The sequence below is a fragment of the uncultured Cyclobacterium sp. genome (assembly GCF_963977555.1).
Lineage (GTDB): Bacteria > Bacteroidota > Bacteroidia > Cytophagales > Cyclobacteriaceae > Cyclobacterium.
The window spans coordinates 36,327-58,044 of the sequence record NZ_CAXBPD010000020.1 but is presented as its reverse complement, the minus strand read 5'-3'; the positions used below and the strand labels follow the sequence as shown (position 1 = coordinate 58,044).

At 38.4% G+C, this 21,718-nt stretch carries 9 protein-coding genes; 5 read left to right on the top strand and 4 right to left on the bottom strand.

The genetic code is table 11. The annotated features are described in order from the left end of the window. Nucleotides 1-132: 132 nt before the first annotated feature. From AAC073_RS20575 to AAC073_RS20560, 4 genes are all read right to left on the bottom strand, one after another. The gene (locus AAC073_RS20575; RefSeq protein WP_339925697.1) at nucleotides 133-3,516 is read right to left on the bottom strand and encodes a VCBS repeat-containing protein; all 3,384 of its coding nucleotides are present in this window, start codon (nucleotides 3,514-3,516) and stop codon (nucleotides 133-135) included. A gap of 209 nt (nucleotides 3,517-3,725) precedes the next feature. Further along, nucleotides 3,726-5,573 (bottom strand): RagB/SusD family nutrient uptake outer membrane protein, encoded by a 1,848-nt coding sequence (locus AAC073_RS20570; RefSeq protein ID WP_339925696.1) that lies wholly within the window; start codon nucleotides 5,571-5,573, stop codon nucleotides 3,726-3,728. A gap of 5 nt (nucleotides 5,574-5,578) precedes the next feature. Beyond that, nucleotides 5,579-8,692 carry a TonB-dependent receptor gene (locus AAC073_RS20565; RefSeq protein WP_339925695.1) on the bottom strand — a complete coding sequence of 1,038 codons (3,114 nt, stop codon included), beginning with the start codon at nucleotides 8,690-8,692 and terminating at the stop codon, nucleotides 5,579-5,581. A gap of 1,086 nt (nucleotides 8,693-9,778) precedes the next feature. Then, nucleotides 9,779-10,774, bottom strand: a complete 996-nt coding sequence (locus tag AAC073_RS20560; protein WP_339925694.1) for an aldo/keto reductase — start codon at nucleotides 10,772-10,774, stop codon at nucleotides 9,779-9,781. A gap of 1,138 nt (nucleotides 10,775-11,912) precedes the next feature. Here AAC073_RS20560 and AAC073_RS20555 point away from each other — a divergent pair. From AAC073_RS20555 to AAC073_RS20535, 5 genes are all read left to right on the top strand, one after another. Further along, on the top strand, nucleotides 11,913-15,149 hold the full coding sequence (locus AAC073_RS20555; RefSeq protein ID WP_339925693.1) for a SusC/RagA family TonB-linked outer membrane protein: 3,237 nt from the start codon (nucleotides 11,913-11,915) through the stop codon (nucleotides 15,147-15,149). A gap of 83 nt (nucleotides 15,150-15,232) precedes the next feature. Then, the gene (locus AAC073_RS20550; RefSeq protein ID WP_339925692.1) at nucleotides 15,233-16,711 is read left to right on the top strand and encodes a SusD/RagB family nutrient-binding outer membrane lipoprotein; all 1,479 of its coding nucleotides are present in this window, start codon (nucleotides 15,233-15,235) and stop codon (nucleotides 16,709-16,711) included. A 30-nt stretch (nucleotides 16,712-16,741) separates the two neighbouring features. After that, complete coding sequence (locus tag AAC073_RS20545) at nucleotides 16,742-18,286, top strand: amidase (RefSeq protein WP_339925691.1); 1,545 nt, start codon at nucleotides 16,742-16,744, stop codon at nucleotides 18,284-18,286. A 139-nt stretch (nucleotides 18,287-18,425) separates the two neighbouring features. Beyond that, nucleotides 18,426-20,018, top strand: coding sequence for an amidase (locus AAC073_RS20540; RefSeq protein ID WP_339925690.1), 1,593 nt, complete (start codon nucleotides 18,426-18,428; stop codon nucleotides 20,016-20,018). A gap of 137 nt (nucleotides 20,019-20,155) precedes the next feature. Continuing rightward, nucleotides 20,156-21,670, top strand: a complete 1,515-nt coding sequence (locus AAC073_RS20535) for an amidase (RefSeq protein WP_339925689.1) — start codon at nucleotides 20,156-20,158, stop codon at nucleotides 21,668-21,670. Nucleotides 21,671-21,718: the final 48 nt, after the last annotated feature.

The following is a 21,718-nucleotide window of genomic DNA, read 5'->3' as shown; positions in this document are numbered from 1 at the left end:
GCAATTCCTATTTTTGAACAATTGAAAGGGTATAATTTCGAAACTTTAAATTTGCACATCCATCTCTTCAATAAGCTATTGCATCCAATTTATGCAATAGCAATGCTATTGTAAATTTTGGAAAAGTTCTATTTAGGGGTTTACTTTAATTAATTGAAGATAGCCGTTATTTTTTGCAAAAAGAATCCCTTCTTCACCACCAGCCAATCTAATTTTCTGTGCGTCTTTCACTTCTCCTTTTACATACAACCCACTTTCATAAGGCATTTGGCTTTTAAAATCTCCTTCACCATTTCCCAACATAAGTCCACCATAAGAGGCATCATTTCTAGGGGTTTCAACTTCTGACCCATATAGATTACCCGCGTACACAACATCTAAATTTCCATCCTTATTCACATCCATGGTCACCATGGCATTTATAGAAGCCAACTGAGCAAAATGGTCCAACATAGATAATTTAAACTGCCCATCCCCTAGGTTTTTCATATAATAATGGGCAAAGCTTTTAACCTGATAGTGGGTAGATTTTTCCAAATGTTCAGTAGTATAAATGTCTTCCAAACTAGCAGTTGCATAGGCATGATAATCTTTAAATTTTGCCTTAATAGCAGGAATCTGTTGGGAGGAACACTCTCTGCCTCTGACAGGTACATTGATACCCTGTTCTTTATCAACGTAACTCAGTACCAGGTCTTGTTGCTCATTGTTATCATAATCGTAGGCATACAAGCTAAATGGAGATTCCTCTGATGCTTGGTATTTATAATTTTTTCCTAAGTTTCCTACAATAAAATCTTCCAGCCCATCCTTGTTAAAATCATCCATTACAAGACCAGACCACCAACCTGTGGCCTCCCCAATTCCCATTGCCTCGCTTTGATCAATAAATTGCCCTTCTATATTTTTCAAATAGGTGATTCCCATCCATTCTCCAACTATCATCAAATCTAGAAATGAGTCTCCATCGAGATTTACCCATTGGGCCTGTGTGACCATTCCTAAGTCTGCTAAAGTAGGTGCAATGACTTCAGTCACATCCACAAATTTAATTTTCGAAGGACTACTATCATTTCTCAGAATATAACTTTTTGGTGCATTTGGGTAGGCTCGGGGACTCACCCTTCCTCCAACGAATAAATCCAAATCCCCATCATTGTCATAGTCAGCCTGTACCACAACTGCACTACTTGCACGCATTTCTGGGATGGCTTCTTCAATTTTTTCAAAGACACCATTCCCCATATTTTGGTAAAATTTATCTTGATAAAATGGGTCTTCTTGTCTGTATTCATTCCCTCCACATACTACATACAAATCCAAAAGTCCATCCCCATTCGCATCAAAAAATACAGCTCCTGTATCTTCCTGCATTTTATCTGTTTTCCAAAGATCTTCAGACACTTCTGAGAAAGTGCCTTCAACGTTTTGACGGTACAGCTTTCCTGCAAAATTATGTGCCCCTCCAATATAAAAATCATCCAAACCATCATTGTCTATGTCCCCTACCGCCAAAGCAGGACCATATTCTGAAATTTTATGGGGTAGCAATACCTGGTATTGGAAATCATTGAATTTGTTTTCTTCGTGTTTATGGTCCAACAGTGCTTCTTCTGTAATGTCTTTGAAAAATTTCGGCTGATTTTCAACGGGCTTCTCATTGCTTGGACTGGCATTTATATAGGCCAGTTCAATTACCTGGTTTACTGACTGGTTTTCAATCACCTGGACTTTTCCATCAGGCCATAAAACTTTCAATCTGGTAATATTTTCCTTTTTCCCTACACCAAAATGAACAACAGGTTCGACGGAAGATTGAAAGCCTCGTGTGATAGACATTTCCTGAAACTGCATCTGCGATCCGTCCTCAATCCATATTTTACAGCCAATGCCAAAAACATTGCCTTCTGGACCTTTAAATTTTATTCTTAAATAATTGTTCAAGTTTTGATCACTTGCAGTGTTTTCATACAATGCACTTTCTTCATCCAGGTTATTAACCACAAGGTCCAAATCTCCATCATTGTCTAGGTCAGCATAGGCAACACCATTTGAAAAGCCGTTAAAGTTGATTCCCCAGGCTTTAGATACATCCGTAAAGGTTAGGTTTCCATTGTTTTTAAATGCAAAGTTGTCGATTTTTTCAGAAGGAATTTCCAATGTTAATTTCAACGCGTTTTCAGAATCGAAATTTTTCACTTCATCACCTCTGAAATAATCGCTATTGTTTATGTCCCTCCTAACCCCGTTGGTCACATATACATCTTTCCAACCGTCGTTATCAAAATCTGCAAACAGCGAAGCCCAGCTCCAATCTGTAGCACTCAAACCTGTAAACTTAGCTATATCTGCAAAAAATGGCAGTCCCGAAGGATTATTTCCCAGGTTCATTTGTAAGGTGTTTATAGAATATTGATGATGCATGTCATTGTCTACTATATTATAAAACCTTTCCGGATCCATGCTGTCCATATTTTCCTTAGCTCTACGGTAACTTTTTGGCATCATGTCAACTTGGTAAATATCCAATAAACCATCATTATTGAAATCCGAAACGTCAAGTCCCATTCCAAAATAGGAAGTATGGTTGGTAAGGTTCAAATTTTCATCAGTAAATGTTCCGTCTTTGTTATTGATTAAAAAATAATCTGGTGTGCTGAAATCATTTGAAACATATATATCAGGCCAATTGTCCTGATTAAAATCAGCCACTGAAACGCCAAGAGATAAGCCATATTTGGCCAATCCAGCAGCCATCGTAACATCGGTAAACTTCTGGTTGCCTTCATTCCTGTACAACCTGTCACTTCGATGGTAAGGGGCCAGGTCTCTATAGCTTAAAAACTCCAATATATTGGTTCTCGATGAAACGATTGGATAATTTATCACATAGAGGTCCATGTCACCATCCATGTCGTAATCAAGAAAAACTGCCTGTGTACTATTGCCTTCGTCTGCTAAGCCATAAGCCTCTGCTGACTCTGTAAAAGTCGGTACCCCTTCTTCATTGGCATCATTGATATAAAGGAGATTTTTGGTCGTTTCCCATTTTCCCGAAACACTTACATAAATGTCAAGCCAGCCATCTTGATTGGCATCCCCCAGGGTCACACCTGTGGCCCATCGAGCATCTCCTCCCACTCCTGCCTCTTCGGTTATGTCTTCAAATTGCATGCTTCCTTTGTTCAGGTAAAGTTTGTTTTCTACCATATTTCCGGTAAAATAAACATCTTGAAGGCCATCGTTATTTAAGTCGCCAATGGCCACTCCTCCTCCCATATAGATGTACATGTAATTGAAATAATTTACCGAATCATTCTCCGTCAAAATATTTTGGAACTCAATACCTGATTCCTTGCTTGATAATTGTTTGAATAAATGTGTCTCCTTTTTAACGGCTGAATTGTTACAACTGAATAACACTAAAAAGCCAAGGGTACAGCACCATAATTGACCTGCTTTAAATTTTCTGTTTAGCATTAGGGAAATGGAAGTACCTATAATTGTCTTACTCATTTTTTATTCTTGTTCCAATATTGACCACACCCAGAATATACATTTTATTTTAACTCCCACTAAAATCAAGAACAGAAAGTCTATTGACTATTTTGGGTTAAAATTTTAAGGCTAGATCGAATAATCAGAAATTATAAAATAACCACAGATTCAAATCTGTAATGATCTGATTGAATCTGTGGTTTCATTGTATTTAAATCAATTAAATCTTAGTCACCATAGCCAGGGTTCTGGGTAATGTTATTGTTACTTCTTTGTATTTCTTCTCTTGGAATAGGAAACAAATAGTAATAATCACCGGGCCATGGAAATCTAGGATCCACTTCATCTATAGGACCATAAGTGAAATTTAATTCCCCTAACAAATCGCCCTCCTGAGCATTTGTCCAATCCATGGTAACTTTACTCAAACCTCTTATTGGAAATAAGTCTATTTTTCCAGGTGCATCTTTCCACCTTAGCAAGTCCCAAAAATGTATGTCTTCAAGATGTAATTCAATAGCCCTTTCATTTTTATAATCCCTCATCAGCTCAGTTCCAGAACTGGTAATATCAGGCATATTCACAGAAGGCCTGCTCCTGACTTTGTTGATATATTCTCTGGCGACTTCCTCATTTCCCAAAGCAATCTGGGTTTCGGCATAATTCAAGTAAAATTCGGGAAGCCTCATAAAAACCATCAGCTGGCTATAATCGAAATCAAAACTCGCTCTTGGCCCGTTAAAATCCAGTAATTTTCTAAAGGTATATCCTGTTTGAACCCTCCAATGAAATGGGGTTAGCCCTTTGACCCAATAGGTCTCAGAATCCCTACCAAAGTCAAACAATTCCTGGTTGTTATTTGGATCAACTTTATTAGGGTTCTGATAGGGAGGTAAATTGTCTGCATTTGGATTGGCATCCTCCCAATATTCATACAACCTCATGGTGCTTTTTGATCCGTCAATAATATTCACCGGACCAGCCCCAGGATAAAGAATGTAACTGTAATACCTTGGGTCCCTGTCTATATTGGGCTCTTGCTCATCATAACCGGATGCAGGATTTACCGTGATGCCATCGGGAAGATATGGATACTCACCATTCTTCATCTGAAACATATTGATGAAGGTTTGGGTTGGCATAATTCTTTGTCTTGCATCGAAGCCACTGGGCCAGAAATCATAGTTGTAGCCCCAATCAGGAATCCTTGATCCTGCAGTAAAAGAGCGCCCAAAGATAGTTTCATCTGTTTTAACAGGTTGCTTGAACAAATCCTCATGGGTGGGATGCAAGGTATATCCAGCATCTATTACCGCCTTATTAGCGGCAGCCGCAGCCTGCCATTTGGACATGTCATTTGATGGATTATTTAATGGACTCGCCATGTACAAAAGCATTCTGGCTTTTAATCCCAGGGCAGCATTTTTACTAATCTTACCAGGTTCTTGAGAGTAACCATCCAGTAGCCCAATGGCCAATTCTGTTTCAGACAAAACAAAATTTGCACACTCTTCATAACTATTTCTACTGACGTCAAAGGAATCGTCACTCAGGCTAAAGCTGCTGGTAATTATAGGCACTCCACCAAAGGTGCGAATTAGCTCAAAATACATCCATGCTCTCAGGAAATGCACCTCTCCTTTCATTCTATCCAAGGTCTGCTCATCAATTTGAGAATCCGCTACCTTTTCAAAAAATATGTTGGCCCTCCTGATATAATCATATTCCTCTGCCCAAATATTGGTAAGTTGTGTAACATTGTCTGAATTTATATTTCCTTCTAAATACTGTCTGATTCCTCCTGATCTATTGTGCGTATCAGGTGCAGATGCAGCAATATCTGTCATGCCTATATACCCACCTGTTCCCGGGCTCCAATGGGGTTTTATTCCATTGTAAATATTGTACACATAATTTTGTAAGAACACCGGATCCGTAAATACATTTTCTTCAGAAATTGCATCTAGAGGCTGGCGTTCCAGAAGATTTTCATTGCATGAGGTGAAAATAAAGCCGGAAACAATTAGAACAACTAACCTCTTAATCATATCGATTTTATATATGTAATTTTTCATAATATTTAAAAAGTAAGGTTAAGTCCAAATCCCAGAGAGCGCATATTTGGGTAAATCCCTCCTTTACCACTAAGAAATTCAGGATCCCCTGCTCCAAACTTTTCCAAACTGTTATAAATTAGGAATAGATTTTCACCAGATAAATAAAGCCTGGCTCCGGAAATACCGATTTTATCCGAAATATTATTAGGTATGCTATAGCCCAATTCAGCAGATTTAAAACGTATCCAGGTTGAAGTATGGTACCAGAAATCATTGTTATTGGCGGCAAATCCAACAGGTCTTATCCTAGGTAATATTGTATTCGTATTATCTAAATCATAGCTGTTGTTGGCAACATATTCAAGTCCATTTCCATTGGCCCCAGAATCAAAGCCATTGTCAAGTCGAAACTTTCCTCCATCCTGCCCTTGTAGCAAAAAGGTAAGGTCAAAAGTCTTGTAGTCGAAACCAAATGTTAACCCAAATTGGGATTTGGGAAAGGGATTTGTATTGTATCTGTACCTGTCGTTGCCATCGATAACATTGTCATTGTTTAAATCCTCGAAAATTAATCCTCCCAAAGATGCATTCGGATAATTGATGTTGTTATCTAAATCTGCCTGGCTCCTATAGATACCAATTGCTTTATAGACCAGTTCCGAACCAAATTGCCTGCCTTCCTGCTTTTGATAGGGTTCGGCTTGTGGAACCTCATCAAAAAAGATCACCTTGTTATCATTGTAAGAATAATTAGCACTTACTCTGAAGCTCACCTCCCCGAGATATTGGCGGTAGCCTAATTGAAACTCTATGCCTTTGCTTTCCATCTCACCAATGTTTTCATCGGGTAACACCAAGCCTGTATATTGAGGTATTGAGGCTTGTCGTGCACCAAGGATATTGCTTGTCTTGGTTTTATAAATGTCAGTTTCAAAAGTAATTTTATCTTCTAGGAAAGCCAGTTCAAGTCCAATATCTGTCGTTTCTGAAACTTCCCAGGTTATATTTGGATTAGGCGTTGTCAATGCTGCTATTCCACGTACATCGTTTCCATCCACTACCCAGCCGGTTCCATAGCCAAATCTTCCTATGTACTGAAAAGGATTTACGCGGTCATTTCCCAGCTGACCCCAGGAAGCCCTCAGTTTAATATTGCTAAAAAGCTCATCTGAAACAAAGGATTCATTGCTGATTACCCAGCCTGCGGATACGCCGGGAAAAAATCCCCACCTGGTTTCTTTAGGAAATATAGGTGAGCCATCATACCTGAAATTGAAACCCAATAAATATTTGTTAGCGTAATCATAACTTACTCTACCAAAATAATTTCTTCTTGCACTCTGACCAGCTCCTCCACTGTTGTTCCAATTGCTCCTGTTTTCACTCCCTGCAAAAAGTTGATCTATTTGTGGTGAATCAAAGCCCAATCTTTGTGCCCAGAAAAAATTATCTTCATAGGACATTTGTTCGTAGGCCACAAAGCCATTTATTTTATGCACTTCGTTTATCGTCGTCAGGTATTTGATCTTAGAATTGAGGGTGATCCTGGAACTTTGATTAAAATCTTCCCTTAATCCAATGTCCTCTACAGTTCGAGAAGTCCTTTTGACAATTTCCCCTTGAGAATTTTTTTCATAATAATCCCAGACAAAGTCAAAGGATTTATTGTAATTAAAGGTCTTTACTATAGAAGCAAACCCATCTATACTAAGTCCTTCAAGGAATGGTACTTTGTATTCATATCTGAAAGTACCATTAATCACATCATTGGTATACTTGCGATATCCTGGGCTTAACAATCTGGCTGCCGGATTTAAATGTGACCACCCTTCTCCAGGGTACCGATAATCTCCATCAATATAAGCTTCCTGAAGGGGGCTTGTAGAAGCAAATGCTCCTATCGCTCCTGATCCTCCTTGAGGTGACCTGGTGAATTTTTCGCGTAAGGATAGATCAAGGCCCACCTCCAAATCGTCCGTTACCGTAACATCTAGGTTTGCCCTTATATTGTATTGTTTTAGTTTAGTTATGTCATCAGCTCTAAGAATCCCCCCTTGTGACACTGTTCCTATAGATGTAAAATACCTGATTTTATCAGATCCACCTCTCATGGTAAGTGATTGTCTTCCAATTATTGCAGGAGGATCTACCAGAGCCTCCCACCAGTCCTCCGCTCTTCTATCACCATTTCTAAATGCCTGAATTAACTCATCTGGAAAATCCGGTGCAGTTCCGTCTAATGCCCTACTCTGATTTAAAACATTGATGTAATCAAAAACATTGGCGGTCCTTACCCTTGTCGTAGGAGCTTGAAACAAATGACTGGTAGAAAAGTTAAAGGTAGGCTTTCCAGTTTTTCCCCTTTTGGTTGTCACCAGGATTACACCACCCGCAGATTGAGCTCCATATATGGCCGCTGATGCATCTTTCAACACGGAGATTGATTCGATATCATTGGGATCTAATCGGTTTAAACCGTCGGGATCTGCATTGGCAATTCCGTCTATTACTATTAATGCGGAATTGTCTCTAGTGGTATTGAATCCTCTAATCAAAATTTGGGCATCATCAAATCCTGGCATCGCACTTCTTTGATTGACATACAGGCCTGCTAACTTACCTGATAAGGCATTGGAGAGTGAAACAGCCGAAGACTTCTTGATATCTTCTCCTGATGCCTGAACTACGGCATTTGTCAACTCTGATTTTTTCGCTGTTCCATATCCGACCACAATCACCTCATCCAAGGCCTGGGCATTTTCTAAAAGCGTAATGTTTATGGTTGTTTGATTGGCAACGGCTATTGTTTGGGTTTGAAACCCAATAAATGAAAACACCAATGAAGCACCTTCAGGAACTGAAATGGAATATTTCCCATCTAAATCCGTGGCAGTACCTATAGTAGTACCTGGTACAGAAATGGTTGCTCCAGGGATCGGCTGGCCTCCTTCATCTAAGACAGTTCCCGACACATTGATGTCAAATACCTGTTTAGCAGTTTTGAAATTTTCATCTATAATTTTGTGTGAAAGTCCATCCAATGCCATCGCATTGGAGGTGACTACTAATTGAATCAAAAAAATCAATAACAAGTGATGAGAATGTTGATTGAAATTCTTCAATGTATACTTTGTCATTTTTAAAATAGTTTAAGTATTTACTAACATGAGCAATGTGCTTCTAAAAAGAAGTAAACTAAAAAAGATTTAGTCAACTATTTAAAGAGACAAACCTTTCTTTTGATGCTTATAGCAATACTCAATAATCCATTTACATGAAGCCATGAAAATCAATAGGATTCTACCTAAACTAAATTTTTATTTGGGCAATGTATGAAATCTGTAAGTAGGTTTTAAAGAACGTTAATTCTTCAAAACCAAGGCTATTGGGTGTATTGCATTAATGTTTTGTCAGTAAGAGTCTTCTCCTCTGGCCATACTGGGTTGTTTCATTGGGTTTACTATTAAGTTAATTCGTTTTTTTAACTAATTCTATACAAAGCTTTGAAAGCTATTTATTCCTTGAGAATGGAAATCTCTTTTTAATTGTGGGTAAATTAAAAAACCACCCTAATCAGCTACTTATTCCCATCTTTGAATTTAATTATTCAAGTTCAATGAATATAAACTTATTGTTCTATACAATTCTAAATATTACGAATAATAATTAACTTTTTTTAACTTTCACAATGTTTTAATATAAAAAATTATATTTAATACCCTATTAGTCATTAAATCTTGATTTTAATCAAACTGATAGTACATTGGAAAAACAGAGGTTGCCTTCTTAATTAAATAGTTTTAAACAGAACCTGATTGAGAATAGTCAAAATCAAAAAATTACTGGGCATTAATACTTTGCCATATTTAATAAAAAACAGGTGTTTTTAGGGAATGGAACTGGCTTTAGTTCTGAAATATGCAATACACCTTGTATTACGTGATGATCCGCCGCAGCGGAAAAAGTAAGCCAATTGTTGCTATTTTCGACCTTTCCACAATAATGCTATGACCCATTTTTCAACAGCAGGAATTTATGGTGATTACACAACTCCCTAAGAAAGACTAGGACAGGCACTGTGACCCCTACATCATAATCCGGGTTAATCGTTTCTATCTGGATATCTCTATTGCTACTTTAGAGAAAATATTAAAAAAAATGGTCAATAAAAACCCTTAGAGGTTTTTATTGACCAGTAAAATTTTCAATTCTTTATCAGTAAATTAGATCACTCGACCACCTGTTTGCCACAAGTCGGCATTGCTACCTAACTTTTCTTTTAAAGGCAGAGTGATTTCATTCAAGTGATTTTCCATGTCAGCAGTAAGCTTAACCTCCATGGTTTTTAAGTTTTTCCTGACTTGATCTGCATTTCTACCACCAACGATAGGCGCAGCAACGCCTTTCTGAGCCAAGAGCCAAGCAAGACTCAAATTACCCATAGTAATATTAGACTCGTCAGCAAACTTTTTGATATTTGCAATGGTTTGGAAAGTCAAAGCTTCACAACCTTCTTCTTGATGCCTTGATTGAGACCGACCTTTATTAAAGTGTCGCGTTCTTGCCCTGTCATCAGGAACCTGCTCGGCAGAATCAAACTTCCCGGTTAACAAACCTTGCATAATGGGAGAATAACATAAAATTGGCACATTGTCTTCTACACATTGAGGTAGGATACTGAATTCAATTGCTCTAAAAATCAAGTTATAGGCCATCTGATTGCTACTAACGGCAAAACCTGATTGCTTGCAAATGTCCAGGCTTTTGTTTCCGAAATTTGAAACACCATAGGCCCTAATTTTGCCATCCTCTTTTAATTTTTGGAGCGCTCCCATGGTTTCTTCTAGAGGAATCTCAGGGTTTGGCCAATGAAGCTGATACAGGTCAATATAGTCCGTTTTAAGATTTTTTAATCCCCTTTCGCAGGCCTTGATCACGTCTTCAGGAAGAAAATCCTGAGGACCAACCTTAGAAGCTATAATCATATCTGATCTTTTATCTCCTAATGCTTCTGCTAAAAGGTTTTCCGAAGCGCCATTTCCGTAAGCCTCAGCAGTATCAAAAGTACTAATACCCTTGTCAAAGGCTTCCCTCATGGCGTCCAAAGAGTCCTTTTTATCTTGATGGCCCCAATTAAAACCTCCAACTACAGCCCAACAACCAAAAATTAATCTTGAAATTTCAAAATCACTGTGGGGCAATTTTATTCTATCATTCATATTTTTTAGCATTTATTAGTTTAAACCCAAAATAGGCAATAATCATCTAATTAAATGCTGATCCGATGCATCGGATAAAATCAACCACTTCTTTGTAATTTTTGCCAACGCCAAAGCTATGCTCCAAATACACTGAATTTATGGTGATAACAACACAAAAAAAATGAATCCTAATTCCTACAATGGGTTGAATAAATTTTTTGACGCTGCAATTTGTATATTTTAAGATTGAATTACCAATATCAGTCCCGCAATTTCATCCTTTAAGGTTATATCCTCTTCACCAAAAACCATAATTGAAAGAAATCAATGGTATAGTTAGTCCTATTAAAGCCTTTGCTCCGTTTTATCAGCATTTAATAGATGGAAATTAGAAGTTGAATCTCATCGGATAATTGTTATTCCAGGTTACTATAATCTGTTGCCTTGCGGGTCTTAGCATCCTATTTCTGATGCTCCTAAACCAGAAATTTTTATACAATCTTCCTTATTTTGAAAATTTCCAGAGATAGATGTTTTTATAATTAATTAATTACATAAATTTTTTTGATTAATGGATCAAATAAAATATTATTTTAAATAAATATTTTAAAATTTGAAATTACCTCAATTTTAAAATTGGTTAAAATTATAACCTATTTTTATTGATTTAACTAAATTTTGACTTATACTAGTTAAATCTGTAACCAGATTTGAAATTTTTAATAAATATGAAACTATTACGGATAAAAATTTACCCTATAAAAAAAATTTTTACTTTTTTACAAAATTTTATTTTTATAAAAAATTAAATATTTATTTAAATTTTTTTAGGTTAAATTAATTTTAATTAATTTATTAATGTTTAAATTAATACTTTACCAATAACCATTAAATATATCGTTATCACCGATTAAATAAAATAAACTTTTGTAAATTTTTCTATTTCAGATTCCTGCTATATATTGAGCCAATAAGATTTTAGCAGCTGATAAAATCAAATCTTTATTTGGTGTCTGGACATTCATCCCACATTCTCTCTGGATACTTCTTTTACCTCCCAAAGTAATCTTTTCAAATTGTACCCAAAAGTAACCACTTGGGCTTTCGGTATTTTCCGAAAATGCAGATTAAAAACCACTTAATCTTAAAGAACACTATGAAAAAATTTACTAACGTAATGAAAAGGTATTTCCTTGGAATTAAACTTTACTTTGGTTTGGTTATCCTAATTGGATCTATCTTAACTAACCCGCTCTTTGGGCAGGAACTTACAGTTTCCGGAAAAGTTATTGATGAAAATGAAGAATCAATTCCAGGAGCTAGTGTACTTGTAAAGGGGACCACTAAAGGTGCTGCAACAGACATTAATGGAGAGTTTACCCTTAATTTATCTGAATCTGAAAAACTTTTAGAAGTTTCCTTTATTGGTTACAACAGGAAGGAGGTAAATATTGAAAACCAAAGCAAAATCACCGTTTTTTTGACGCCTGAAGAGACTGCACTTTCAGAAATTGTAGTAACAGCCTTGGGCGTTAAACGAGATGAAAGGGCGCTGGGTTACACTGTGCAACAGGTAGATACAAGAGGTCTAGATGAAGCTAAGGAGACCAACATCGTAAATGGATTGACAGGAAAAATTGCTGGCGTTCAAATTTCGAATTCATCAGGAAACATTGGTGGCTCTTCTCGTATCACTATTAGGGGAATTAATTCTATTTCGGGAAATAATCAACCCCTCTTTGTAGTGGATGGTACCCCCATTGATAATTCAAACTATAATTCTTCTGATCAGGTTTCCGGTAATGGTGGTAGAGATTATGGCAACGCAGCCCAGGATATTAACCCAGATGATGTGGAATCAATTTCCGTGCTAAAGGGACCTAGCGCCTCTGCATTATATGGTTCCAGAGCCTCCAATGGTGTCATTCTAATTACCACTAAAAGTGGTGCTAAAAATAAAGGCCTAGGAGTAAGTATCAATTCTTCTACAATGTTTAGCGACGTTTATTTATTACCGGAAATGCAAAATGAATATGGTGGTGGCTTTGCTCTTACGTTTGATGAAGCAGTAGATCCCTTGGATGGAATGACTTACAAAGTAGTCAATACAAACGCTAATAATAGCTGGGGACCTAGATTTGACGGGACACTGGTAAGACACTGGGATAGTATGTATCCTGGAGAACCTAATTATGGAGAGGTTCGTCCGTGGCAAGCAACTCCAAACAATATCAAGGATTTCTTTGAGACAGGGATAACATTATCAAACAATGTTTCAATAAGTGGAGGGGATGACAAAAGCACATTTAGGCTCTCCTATACAAATCTTGATCAAAAGGGAACAATGCCGAATAGCTCAATCAAAAGAAATACAGTGGCAGTAAGTGCCAAAACACAGTTGTCTGAAAAATTTTCCGCCGGAGCAAAAATTAACTATATACGTACTGAAGCATTAGGAAGACCGGCTACAGGAGATTGGTCACCGGAAAGACCTGTGAATGTATTGACCTACTGGTATGCATGGACTCAACGCCAAATAGATCCAGCCAGAATGAGGAATTATAATTCAGACAGGTATTACCATATGACTTGGAATACTCAGGGATTGGGGCGTCATTTAGATCAAAGTTATAACAATAACCCCTATTTCACACTTTTTGAAAGTTACAATAATGACCTAAAGGACAGGGTGTTTGGCAACATTAATATTTCTTACCAAATTAACCCAAAGTTATCTTTAACATTTTATGCCAGAACGGACTTTTATACTGACGTTAGAGAGGACAGGGCATCTATTGGTGGGTACCTTCAAAATGCTTATGAGAAGGATCTTTATAATTTCCGTGAAGACAACCTAGAACTTCTTGGACAATACAATTCGGATTTTGGTGAAAATTTTAACTTAGGTGTAACTTTTGGTGGAAATATTAGAAAAAACACCTTTAAAAACAACTATACAAGAACTCAAGGAGGTTTAAGTGTACCCAATTTCTATAACCTAGTAGCTTCACTTCAAAGACCCGAGATTAAAGATTTTACATCTGAGAGAGAGGTTCAAAGTATCTATGCTAGTGGTAATATAGGCTATAAAGATTATCTCTTTTTTGAGGCTTCATTGAGAAATGACTGGTCTTCCACTTTACCTGTAAACAATAATTCTTATTTGTATCCTGCAGTTTCAAGTAGTTTTGTATTTTCTAATTTGATGCGAGGTGCTGAATTCTTTTCTTTTGGAAAAATGAGACTTGGTTGGGCCCAGGTAGGTAATGATACAGACCCGTACCGGTTAATTAACACCTATGCAAATGGTGATCCATTTGGAAACACTTCTGTTTTCACTGTAGATGATGTTCTAAAAAACAGCAACCTAAAACCTGAAACCGTTTCTAATCTGGAAGGCGGATTAGACTTAAGATTCTTTGAAAATAGAATTGGTTTAGACTTTACAGTATACAAAGTGAATACCTTTAATCAAATCCTTGCACTTCCTGTTTCTTCTACTACTGGATTCAAATCACTAATAGTCAATGCAGGTGAAATGGAGAATAAAGGAATTGAAGTAATGCTTAGCGGTACTCCTATTGAAAGAAATAATTTTTCATGGGATGTAAATCTCAACTTGGCAAGGAATAGAAACATGGTATTAGAATTGGCCGAAGGACAAAATAATTTTGAATTGGGCTCGAGGGATGGAACAAACTCGATTAATGCGACAGTTGGTGAACCATACGGTACTATTATCACTCCAAACGTCATCTATCATGAAGAAACAGGAAAACCAATAGTTGGAAGTAATGGGTTTTATTTACGAAACCCAGGCGAAGTTGTAGGTAACATTATGCCAGATTTAACTGGTGGACTTTCTAATACTTTCACATACAAAGGCATAAGTCTTAGTGCATTGATCGATTTCCAATCTGGAGGAAGTTTCTGGTCAGAAACGGTACAAAATGGTATTGCCAACGGTCAGTTTATTGAATCTGTAGGGAATAATGACAAAGGAGAGCCCATAAGAAATCCTGTTTCAGAAGGAGGAGGAATAAAAGCAGACGCCGTTTTCGAAAATGGGGAACCCAATACGGTTTACCTCGAAGCCCAGAATTTTTTAAAGCAACAATACAACCTAGATGGATTGAATGTTTATGATGCTTCCTATGTCAAATTACGAGAAATAAGGCTGGGTTATAGTTTCCCTAACCGAATTTTGAAAAACATGTTTGTCAAAGGAGTCCGACTATCTGTTTTTTCCAGAAATGTAGCTTTGCTCCATAGCAACGTGCCTCATATTGATCCTTCAGAAATAGCCTATGGTTCAAGTAATGTTCAAGGATTAGAGGGAGCTTCATTACCTGCTCCAAGAGTGATTGGTTTCAATATCAATATAAAACTATAGAATATAGAGATTAAAAAATTTACAGGGTTTAATCACCAAATCTACTTGTTCATTAATTGTTTTAAAATTTAAGAATTATTGAGATGAAAAAAATTATAAATACAAATTTAATCATTTTAGCCACTAGTTTATTTCTTTTCTTATCAGCTTGTACAGAAGGCTTTGAAGAAATGAACATAGATCCCAATCAACCTGTGGTTGTGCCTACATCTAGCCTTTTGACAAGTGCACAGCGAGAGCTGGTAGCAGACCTATTTGGCAACCATGATCAGTTAGACGGAGTAGGTCTCCCAGCTATGATTTACGTACAGCAAATAGCCAGTTTAAGAGGTGGATTTTCAGATACTTATGCCACTGTTGAGGAGGATTTTTCCACATTTTACACCAGTGGATTAAAGGATCTGGAAGAGATCATTACGCTCAATACCAATGAGGAAACTATGGTCAATGCGGCTCTTTCAGGCCCTAATAACAATCAAATAGCTGTGGCCCGAATACTTAAAGCATGGGCCTTTCAGAACATTACGGATGTGTGGGGAGATATTCCTTATACGGAGACATTGCAGGGAAATAGTTATCCATTGCCAACTTACAATACCCAAGAATCCATCTATATGGATTTGCTAAAGGAACTCTCAGAGGCTGCTGAGATGATAAATCCAGGTGAGGGTAATATATCTGGAGATATTATTTATGAAGGGGACATGGACAAGTGGCACAGGTTTGCAAACAGCCTAAAAATGCGTGTTGGGTTACGTATGTCAAAAGTAGCGCCGGATGTGGCTGCTTTAGCTGTGTCCGAAGCCCTTACAGCAGGGCCTATGAATTCTACAGATGACAATGCTTTTTACCAATTTTTAGAATCTCAACCAAACAACAATCCATGGTTTTTTAGATTCGAATTGAGTGTTCCCAATTACGGTGTAGGAAGTACTATGGTAGAAATGCTAAAATCTCTCAATGACCCTCGGCTGGAAAAATATGCTGATCCAGCTTTTAACCAGGATTTAGGAGGCGGATTTATAGGGCAACCTGTAGGTCTGGATGTAGCTTCTGGCAGTGCTATCAGCGACTTCGCTGTCTCTTGGCCAAATGCCCAAAATATCTTACAACCCACCTCAACTTTTACAATTATGTCCTATGCAGAGGTAGAATTTATTTTAGCAGAGGCAGTTGAAAGAGGTTGGATTCCAGGCAATGCCTCAGAACATTATAATAGGGCAATAACTGCTTCCATGGAGCAATGGGGCATTACCGATCCGTCAGCCATATCCAATTATCTTACTCAGGAGGAAGTTGTCTACGACACCTCAGATCCTATAAAGTCTATTGGTAATCAAAAATGGATCTCTCTTTACATGCAAGGCGTACAATCCTGGTGTGAATGGCGTAGACTTCAAATTCCTGAGTTGGATATTGCTAAAGATGCTGTAATAGCTGCCATCCCAAGGAGAAGAGGCTACCCGCCAAGTGAAATCAATTTAAATAAATCCAACTACGAGGCAGCTGTGGCCAGGCAGGGTACAGATAATCTTTTAACCAGGGTATGGTGGGATAAGTAATATAGCAATTAAGCAGTAAAGCAAATTAATATGAAGTTCAAAAAGAACAATAGCAGAAGAGGTTTTATAAGCTCAACTTTAATGTTGTTTGGTAATAGGAATCTCGAATTGATGCCCCCCATTCATAATTCAAGCCTCAAAAAAAAATCAGCTCTTTTTTACAAACCCAATCATATTACAGAAGACTTAAAATTTGCCTCAGTAGTACAGATGGCCCAAATGATAAGGGATAAAGAAGTTTCCTCTGTCGATCTGGTTACTACTATGTATGAACGAATCAGTGAGGTTAATCCACAGATTAATGCTGTAGTATTATCCTGTAAAGAAAGGGCCCTTATTGAAGCTAAAAAAGCTGACGATATGCTGGCCAAAGGTGAAATAATGGGGGCATTGCATGGTATACCTATGACCATCAAAGACTCTCTGGAAACAGAAGGAGTATTAAGCACAGGAGGCACCCTAGGCAGAAAAGATTATATACCTTCAAAAGATGCTACTATAGTTGCCAGACTCCGGGCCAATGGCGCCATTCTTATAGGGAAAACCAATACTCCGGAATTTACCTTGTCAGGCACCACTGCCAATTTAATTTATGGTATTACAAGCAATCCCTATAAAGAGGGTTATAGCCCTGGGGGTAGTAGTGGAGGGGCAGGTGCAATCGTGGCATCCGGAGGTTCACCATTTGATATTGGATCAGATTTTGGCGGTAGCATCAGAGGTCCGGCTCATTTCAATGGTATAGCTGGCATCAAACCTACATCAGGGTTGGTACCTCGCACAGGCCACATTGTAGATTATGGTGGCTTGTTTGATGCATATCAAGTATTAGGACCCATAGCCAGGTATGTAGAAGACCTGAAGCTAATCCTTCCAATCATTATGGGACCTGATCAAGTAGATGCAGCTATTCATCCTGTTCCGTGGACAGATCCTGATTCTATTCAGATTGAAAATTTGAAATACTGTTGGTTTATCGATCATGGTAGCTCAAAAAGTTGTTCCACAGAAACTGTAGAGGCCATTTCAGGAGCAGTAGCCTCCTTAGTAAGTGCAGGCATACAGCCTACAGAGGACGCTCCTATTAAAGATTTTCAAGAAGCTGAAGAGGTCCGTCAGCAATTATTTAAAGCCGATGGAAGAGCATGGGTAGGTAGACTTGCTGAAAAGAATGGAACTAAGCAAACTCATCCTCTTCTTAATTTACCTGATCCTTCTACGGAAATTCTATCATCAGAATTTACAGAACTGGTTGAAAGATTAGATGGATGCAGAAGCAAATTATTGCAGTGGATCCAAAAGTATGACATCATTATTTGTCCGGTTCATTTCGATGGTGCTGCTCCTAATCCTACAGTATTCGAAAAATCCTCAGGTGCTGTAGATGACTACGGTTACATGGGTATATTCAACCTTACAGGTTGGCCTGCTGCTGTAGTACGAGCAGGAACGAGTAAGAAAGGGCTACCTATAGGTGTTCAGATCGTTGGACAGCCTTTTCAGGATCATAAAGTGTTGGCTGTTGCCCAATATTTAGAAAAAAAATTGGGTGGCTGGCAAATCCCACCGATTTGATACCTAAATACTATTTATTTCAAACATGCAGGAGGTTAATTATTTAGTACTCTGACCCTTCCAAGAGTGTAGTCAGCACAGGCTATTTTATATCCTATTGCTAAATCCGGTATAATCCGTTTCTCAAATACCTTCACAAATGAACAACCTGAAAAAACATAAAGCTAACAAGGTGATTAAGGGAGATTCCAGAAGATCTTTTATGGCCAAGTTATCTGCTGGAACCATTGCAACAGTATGCCTACCAGGCATAGCCATTGGTTCAGACAAACGATTGCTTATCAGAGAATTTGGTAAAACAGCAGAACCCTCCGAGATTATTTACAAGTCTGTAACAGCAATAGCTGAAATGATTAGAAAAAAGCAAATATCTGCTGTTGAAGTGGTGAATACTTATATTGACCGAATCGATGATATAAATTACCGGCTAAACGCGGTGACAATGGAGTGCTTCGATAGAGCACTTGAGGAAGCGAAAAAGGCAGACCAGGCATTGGCTAAAGGAAATAGCACTGGTTCGCTCCATGGGGTACCAATGACCATTAAAGACTCTTTCATGACAGAAGGAGTGGTGAGCACCGGTGGTACTATAGGTAAAATGAATTATATACCGAAAGAAGATGCTACGGTTGTGGACCGTCTCAGAAATGGTGGTGGTATTTTATTGGGAAAAACGAATACTCCGGAGTTTACTTTGATAGGTGGGGTCCTAGGGGTAAATTCTACTAATAATATCATTTATGGCATTAGTAAGAATCCATATGATCTAAATAAAACCACATCAGGTAGTAGCGGAGGAGCTGGAGCGATCGTGGCTTCTGGTGGTTCTGCATTTGATGTGGGCACTGATTGGGGCGGAAGTGTTAGGGGCCCTTCCTCAACCAATGGCATTGCCGGTATCAAACCCACATCGGTAAGACTTCCACGTACTGGACATATTGTTGACTATGGAGGACTATTTGATTTATGGCAGCAGCCAGGGCCTATGGCAAGATATGTGAAAGACCTTGATTTACTTACACCTATCATGGCAGGCCCGGATTTTAAAGATGCAGCCGTTGTGCCTATGCCCTGGCCTGATTATAAGAAGGTAGACCTTAGCCAACTAAAGGTGGCATTTTTTCCTGAAAATGGCATTGCCAAGACGGACCCAGCTACCATCGAAACAGTAAAAAAAGCAGCCAAATGGATGGATGAGATATCAATGGATGTTGTAGAAGACTGTCCAAAAAACCTTCTCATAGAATTAGGTACTATTAGGCGTGATCTGATAATTGGAGATGGTTGGCAATGGCTCAAAAGAGCCACAGATCGGGCAGGTTCTAAAACGTATGGTGCCTCTTTGAGAGAAAGACTTATCAATCAGAATGATGTCATTACCACAGCTCATTATACAAAATTATTGGAGATGCAAGATGCCAACAGAAGTAAAATGTTGCAGTGGTTTGCGCAATATGACGTAATTATCTGCCCAAGTACTAATTCACCAGCAGGTGATATCAATAGTGAGTACAATGAGGAATCTCGTTACATGGATAATCCGGGAGAAAGCTATACCAAACCGTTTAACACCTGTGGGTGGCCAGGAGCAGTGGTTAGATGCGGACAAAATTCCGATGGCTTACCTATAGGTGTACAAATAGTTGCCCAACCATGGCGTGAGGATGTGGCACTTGCAGTAGCAAGTTACCTCGAATTAAAATCAGGAGGTTGGCAAAAGCCCTCAATATAAAAATTAGGTCTGGCCAAAACTACTGCCCTAAAATCTTTTAGGAGTAGAATATACTCGAAAAATTAAAGTATACGATTTAATAGGAGGAAATTTTAAATTCCATCCTTACCCGTAAACATCTTCCAAACAAAAATCAGATGAAAAAACATACCCTTAACAATCGAAGGAAATTTATTGCTAAACTGAGTATTGGATCATTGGGTTCGGTATTTACAACTTTTGGTCAGCAGCTTCCTAAGGGAGTAGTCCTTCCACTAAAACAATTCGCTTCCACAGATGAAACAGAGGAACTTTTATACATGTCCGCCACAAAAGTGGCAAATATGATAAAGAACCAAGAAATAAGCAGTGAGGAGGTTGTAAAGTTGTGTCTGGATAGAATTGATGAAGTTAATCCTAAAATCAATGCAGTTGTTCAAATAGTTAGAGAACGTGCACTCTTGGAAGCAAAGGCAGCAGATGAAGCTGTAAAAGCTGGTGAAACTTTAGGTCTGCTTCATGGTGTACCCATGACTATCAAAGATTCTTTTGATACAGCTGGTATAATATCGACAGCTGGTACGCTGGGTCGTAAAAATTATATACCAGGCACAGATGCCACAGTGGTTAAAAGGCTGAAGGAAGAGGGTGCCATTTTATTGGGTAAAACCAATACACCAGAATTTACCATGTCCTCACTTACCTTTAACCTTATTTATGGCCAAACACTAAATCCTTATGACCTCACCCGTCACCCCTCAGGAAGCAGCGGAGGTGCAGCGGCTATTCTGGCAACTGGCGGGTCTTACTTTGATGTAGGTACTGATTCAGGTGGGAGTGTACGAGCCCCTGCTCATGCTTGTGGCATAACAAGTATTAAACCCACAAGTGGGAGGATACCGCAGACAGGTCATTTGCCTGGATATGGTGATCGGTATGGGTCCTATCAACAGCCAGGGCCGATGGCCCGGAGGGTGGAAGATCTGTTTCTCTTATTATCAATTCTTTGTGGACCGGATCAATTGGATGCAAGCATAAGCCCCGTACCTCTAAATGATCCAGCAGATGTAGACCTTTCAAAACTTAAAATAGCCTATTACACCACGAATGACGTGGCTGATCCTATTCCTGAAATTAAGAAAATGGTGGTTGATTGCGCAAACCAACTCAAAACATCCGTAAGTAATGTAACGGAAGCAAGACCACCTGTGCTTCAGGCGCTCTCCGAAAAGAGGTCTGAACTCAATAGTGCCGATGGTAAAGCTCACCTAAAACGACTCATTAAGGCCTCCGGCACCAAAGTTATTTCTCCAAATTTAAATATCACAGGTGAAATTGTTTCTGCAGATCGATATACCAAACTGGTTGAAGAGATTGATGCACTGAAAAGTAAAATGCTTCAATTTATGGATGATTTTGACATAATACTTTGCCCAGTTACTTCAACGGCTGCGATGAAGGTAGAAGCTGAAAGAATACCTGGACATTGGTACACCTCAGAGTACAATGCCACGGGATGGCCAGCAGCTGTGGTTCGGGCTGGAACTTCTGATGAAGGGCTGCCCATTGGATTGCAAATTGTCGGTAAGCCATGGACAGAAGATAAAGTTTTAGCGGTAGCTGCATACTTGGAAGAGAAGTTCGGAGGTTACTCAAAACCGGAAAACATTTAATGACACGGCTTAAAATCAATCAGTTGAAAAAGATTTCAAAAAACTAAA

Coding starts and splice junctions, on each gene's coding strand:
- AAC073_RS20555 (WP_339925693.1), top strand. CDS start 11,913: ATGAAAAAATTTACTAACGTAATGAAAAGGTATTTCCTTGGAATTAAA.
- AAC073_RS20575 (WP_339925697.1), bottom strand. CDS start 3,516: ATGAGTAAGACAATTATAGGTACTTCCATTTCCCTAATGCTAAACAGA.
- AAC073_RS20535 (WP_339925689.1), top strand. CDS start 20,156: ATGAAAAAACATACCCTTAACAATCGAAGGAAATTTATTGCTAAACTG.
- AAC073_RS20565 (WP_339925695.1), bottom strand. CDS start 8,692: ATGACAAAGTATACATTGAAGAATTTCAATCAACATTCTCATCACTTG.
- AAC073_RS20550 (WP_339925692.1), top strand. CDS start 15,233: ATGAAAAAAATTATAAATACAAATTTAATCATTTTAGCCACTAGTTTA.
- AAC073_RS20560 (WP_339925694.1), bottom strand. CDS start 10,774: ATGAATGATAGAATAAAATTGCCCCACAGTGATTTTGAAATTTCAAGA.
- AAC073_RS20570 (WP_339925696.1), bottom strand. CDS start 5,573: ATGAAAAATTACATATATAAAATCGATATGATTAAGAGGTTAGTTGTT.
- AAC073_RS20545 (WP_339925691.1), top strand. CDS start 16,742: ATGAAGTTCAAAAAGAACAATAGCAGAAGAGGTTTTATAAGCTCAACT.
- AAC073_RS20540 (WP_339925690.1), top strand. CDS start 18,426: ATGAACAACCTGAAAAAACATAAAGCTAACAAGGTGATTAAGGGAGAT.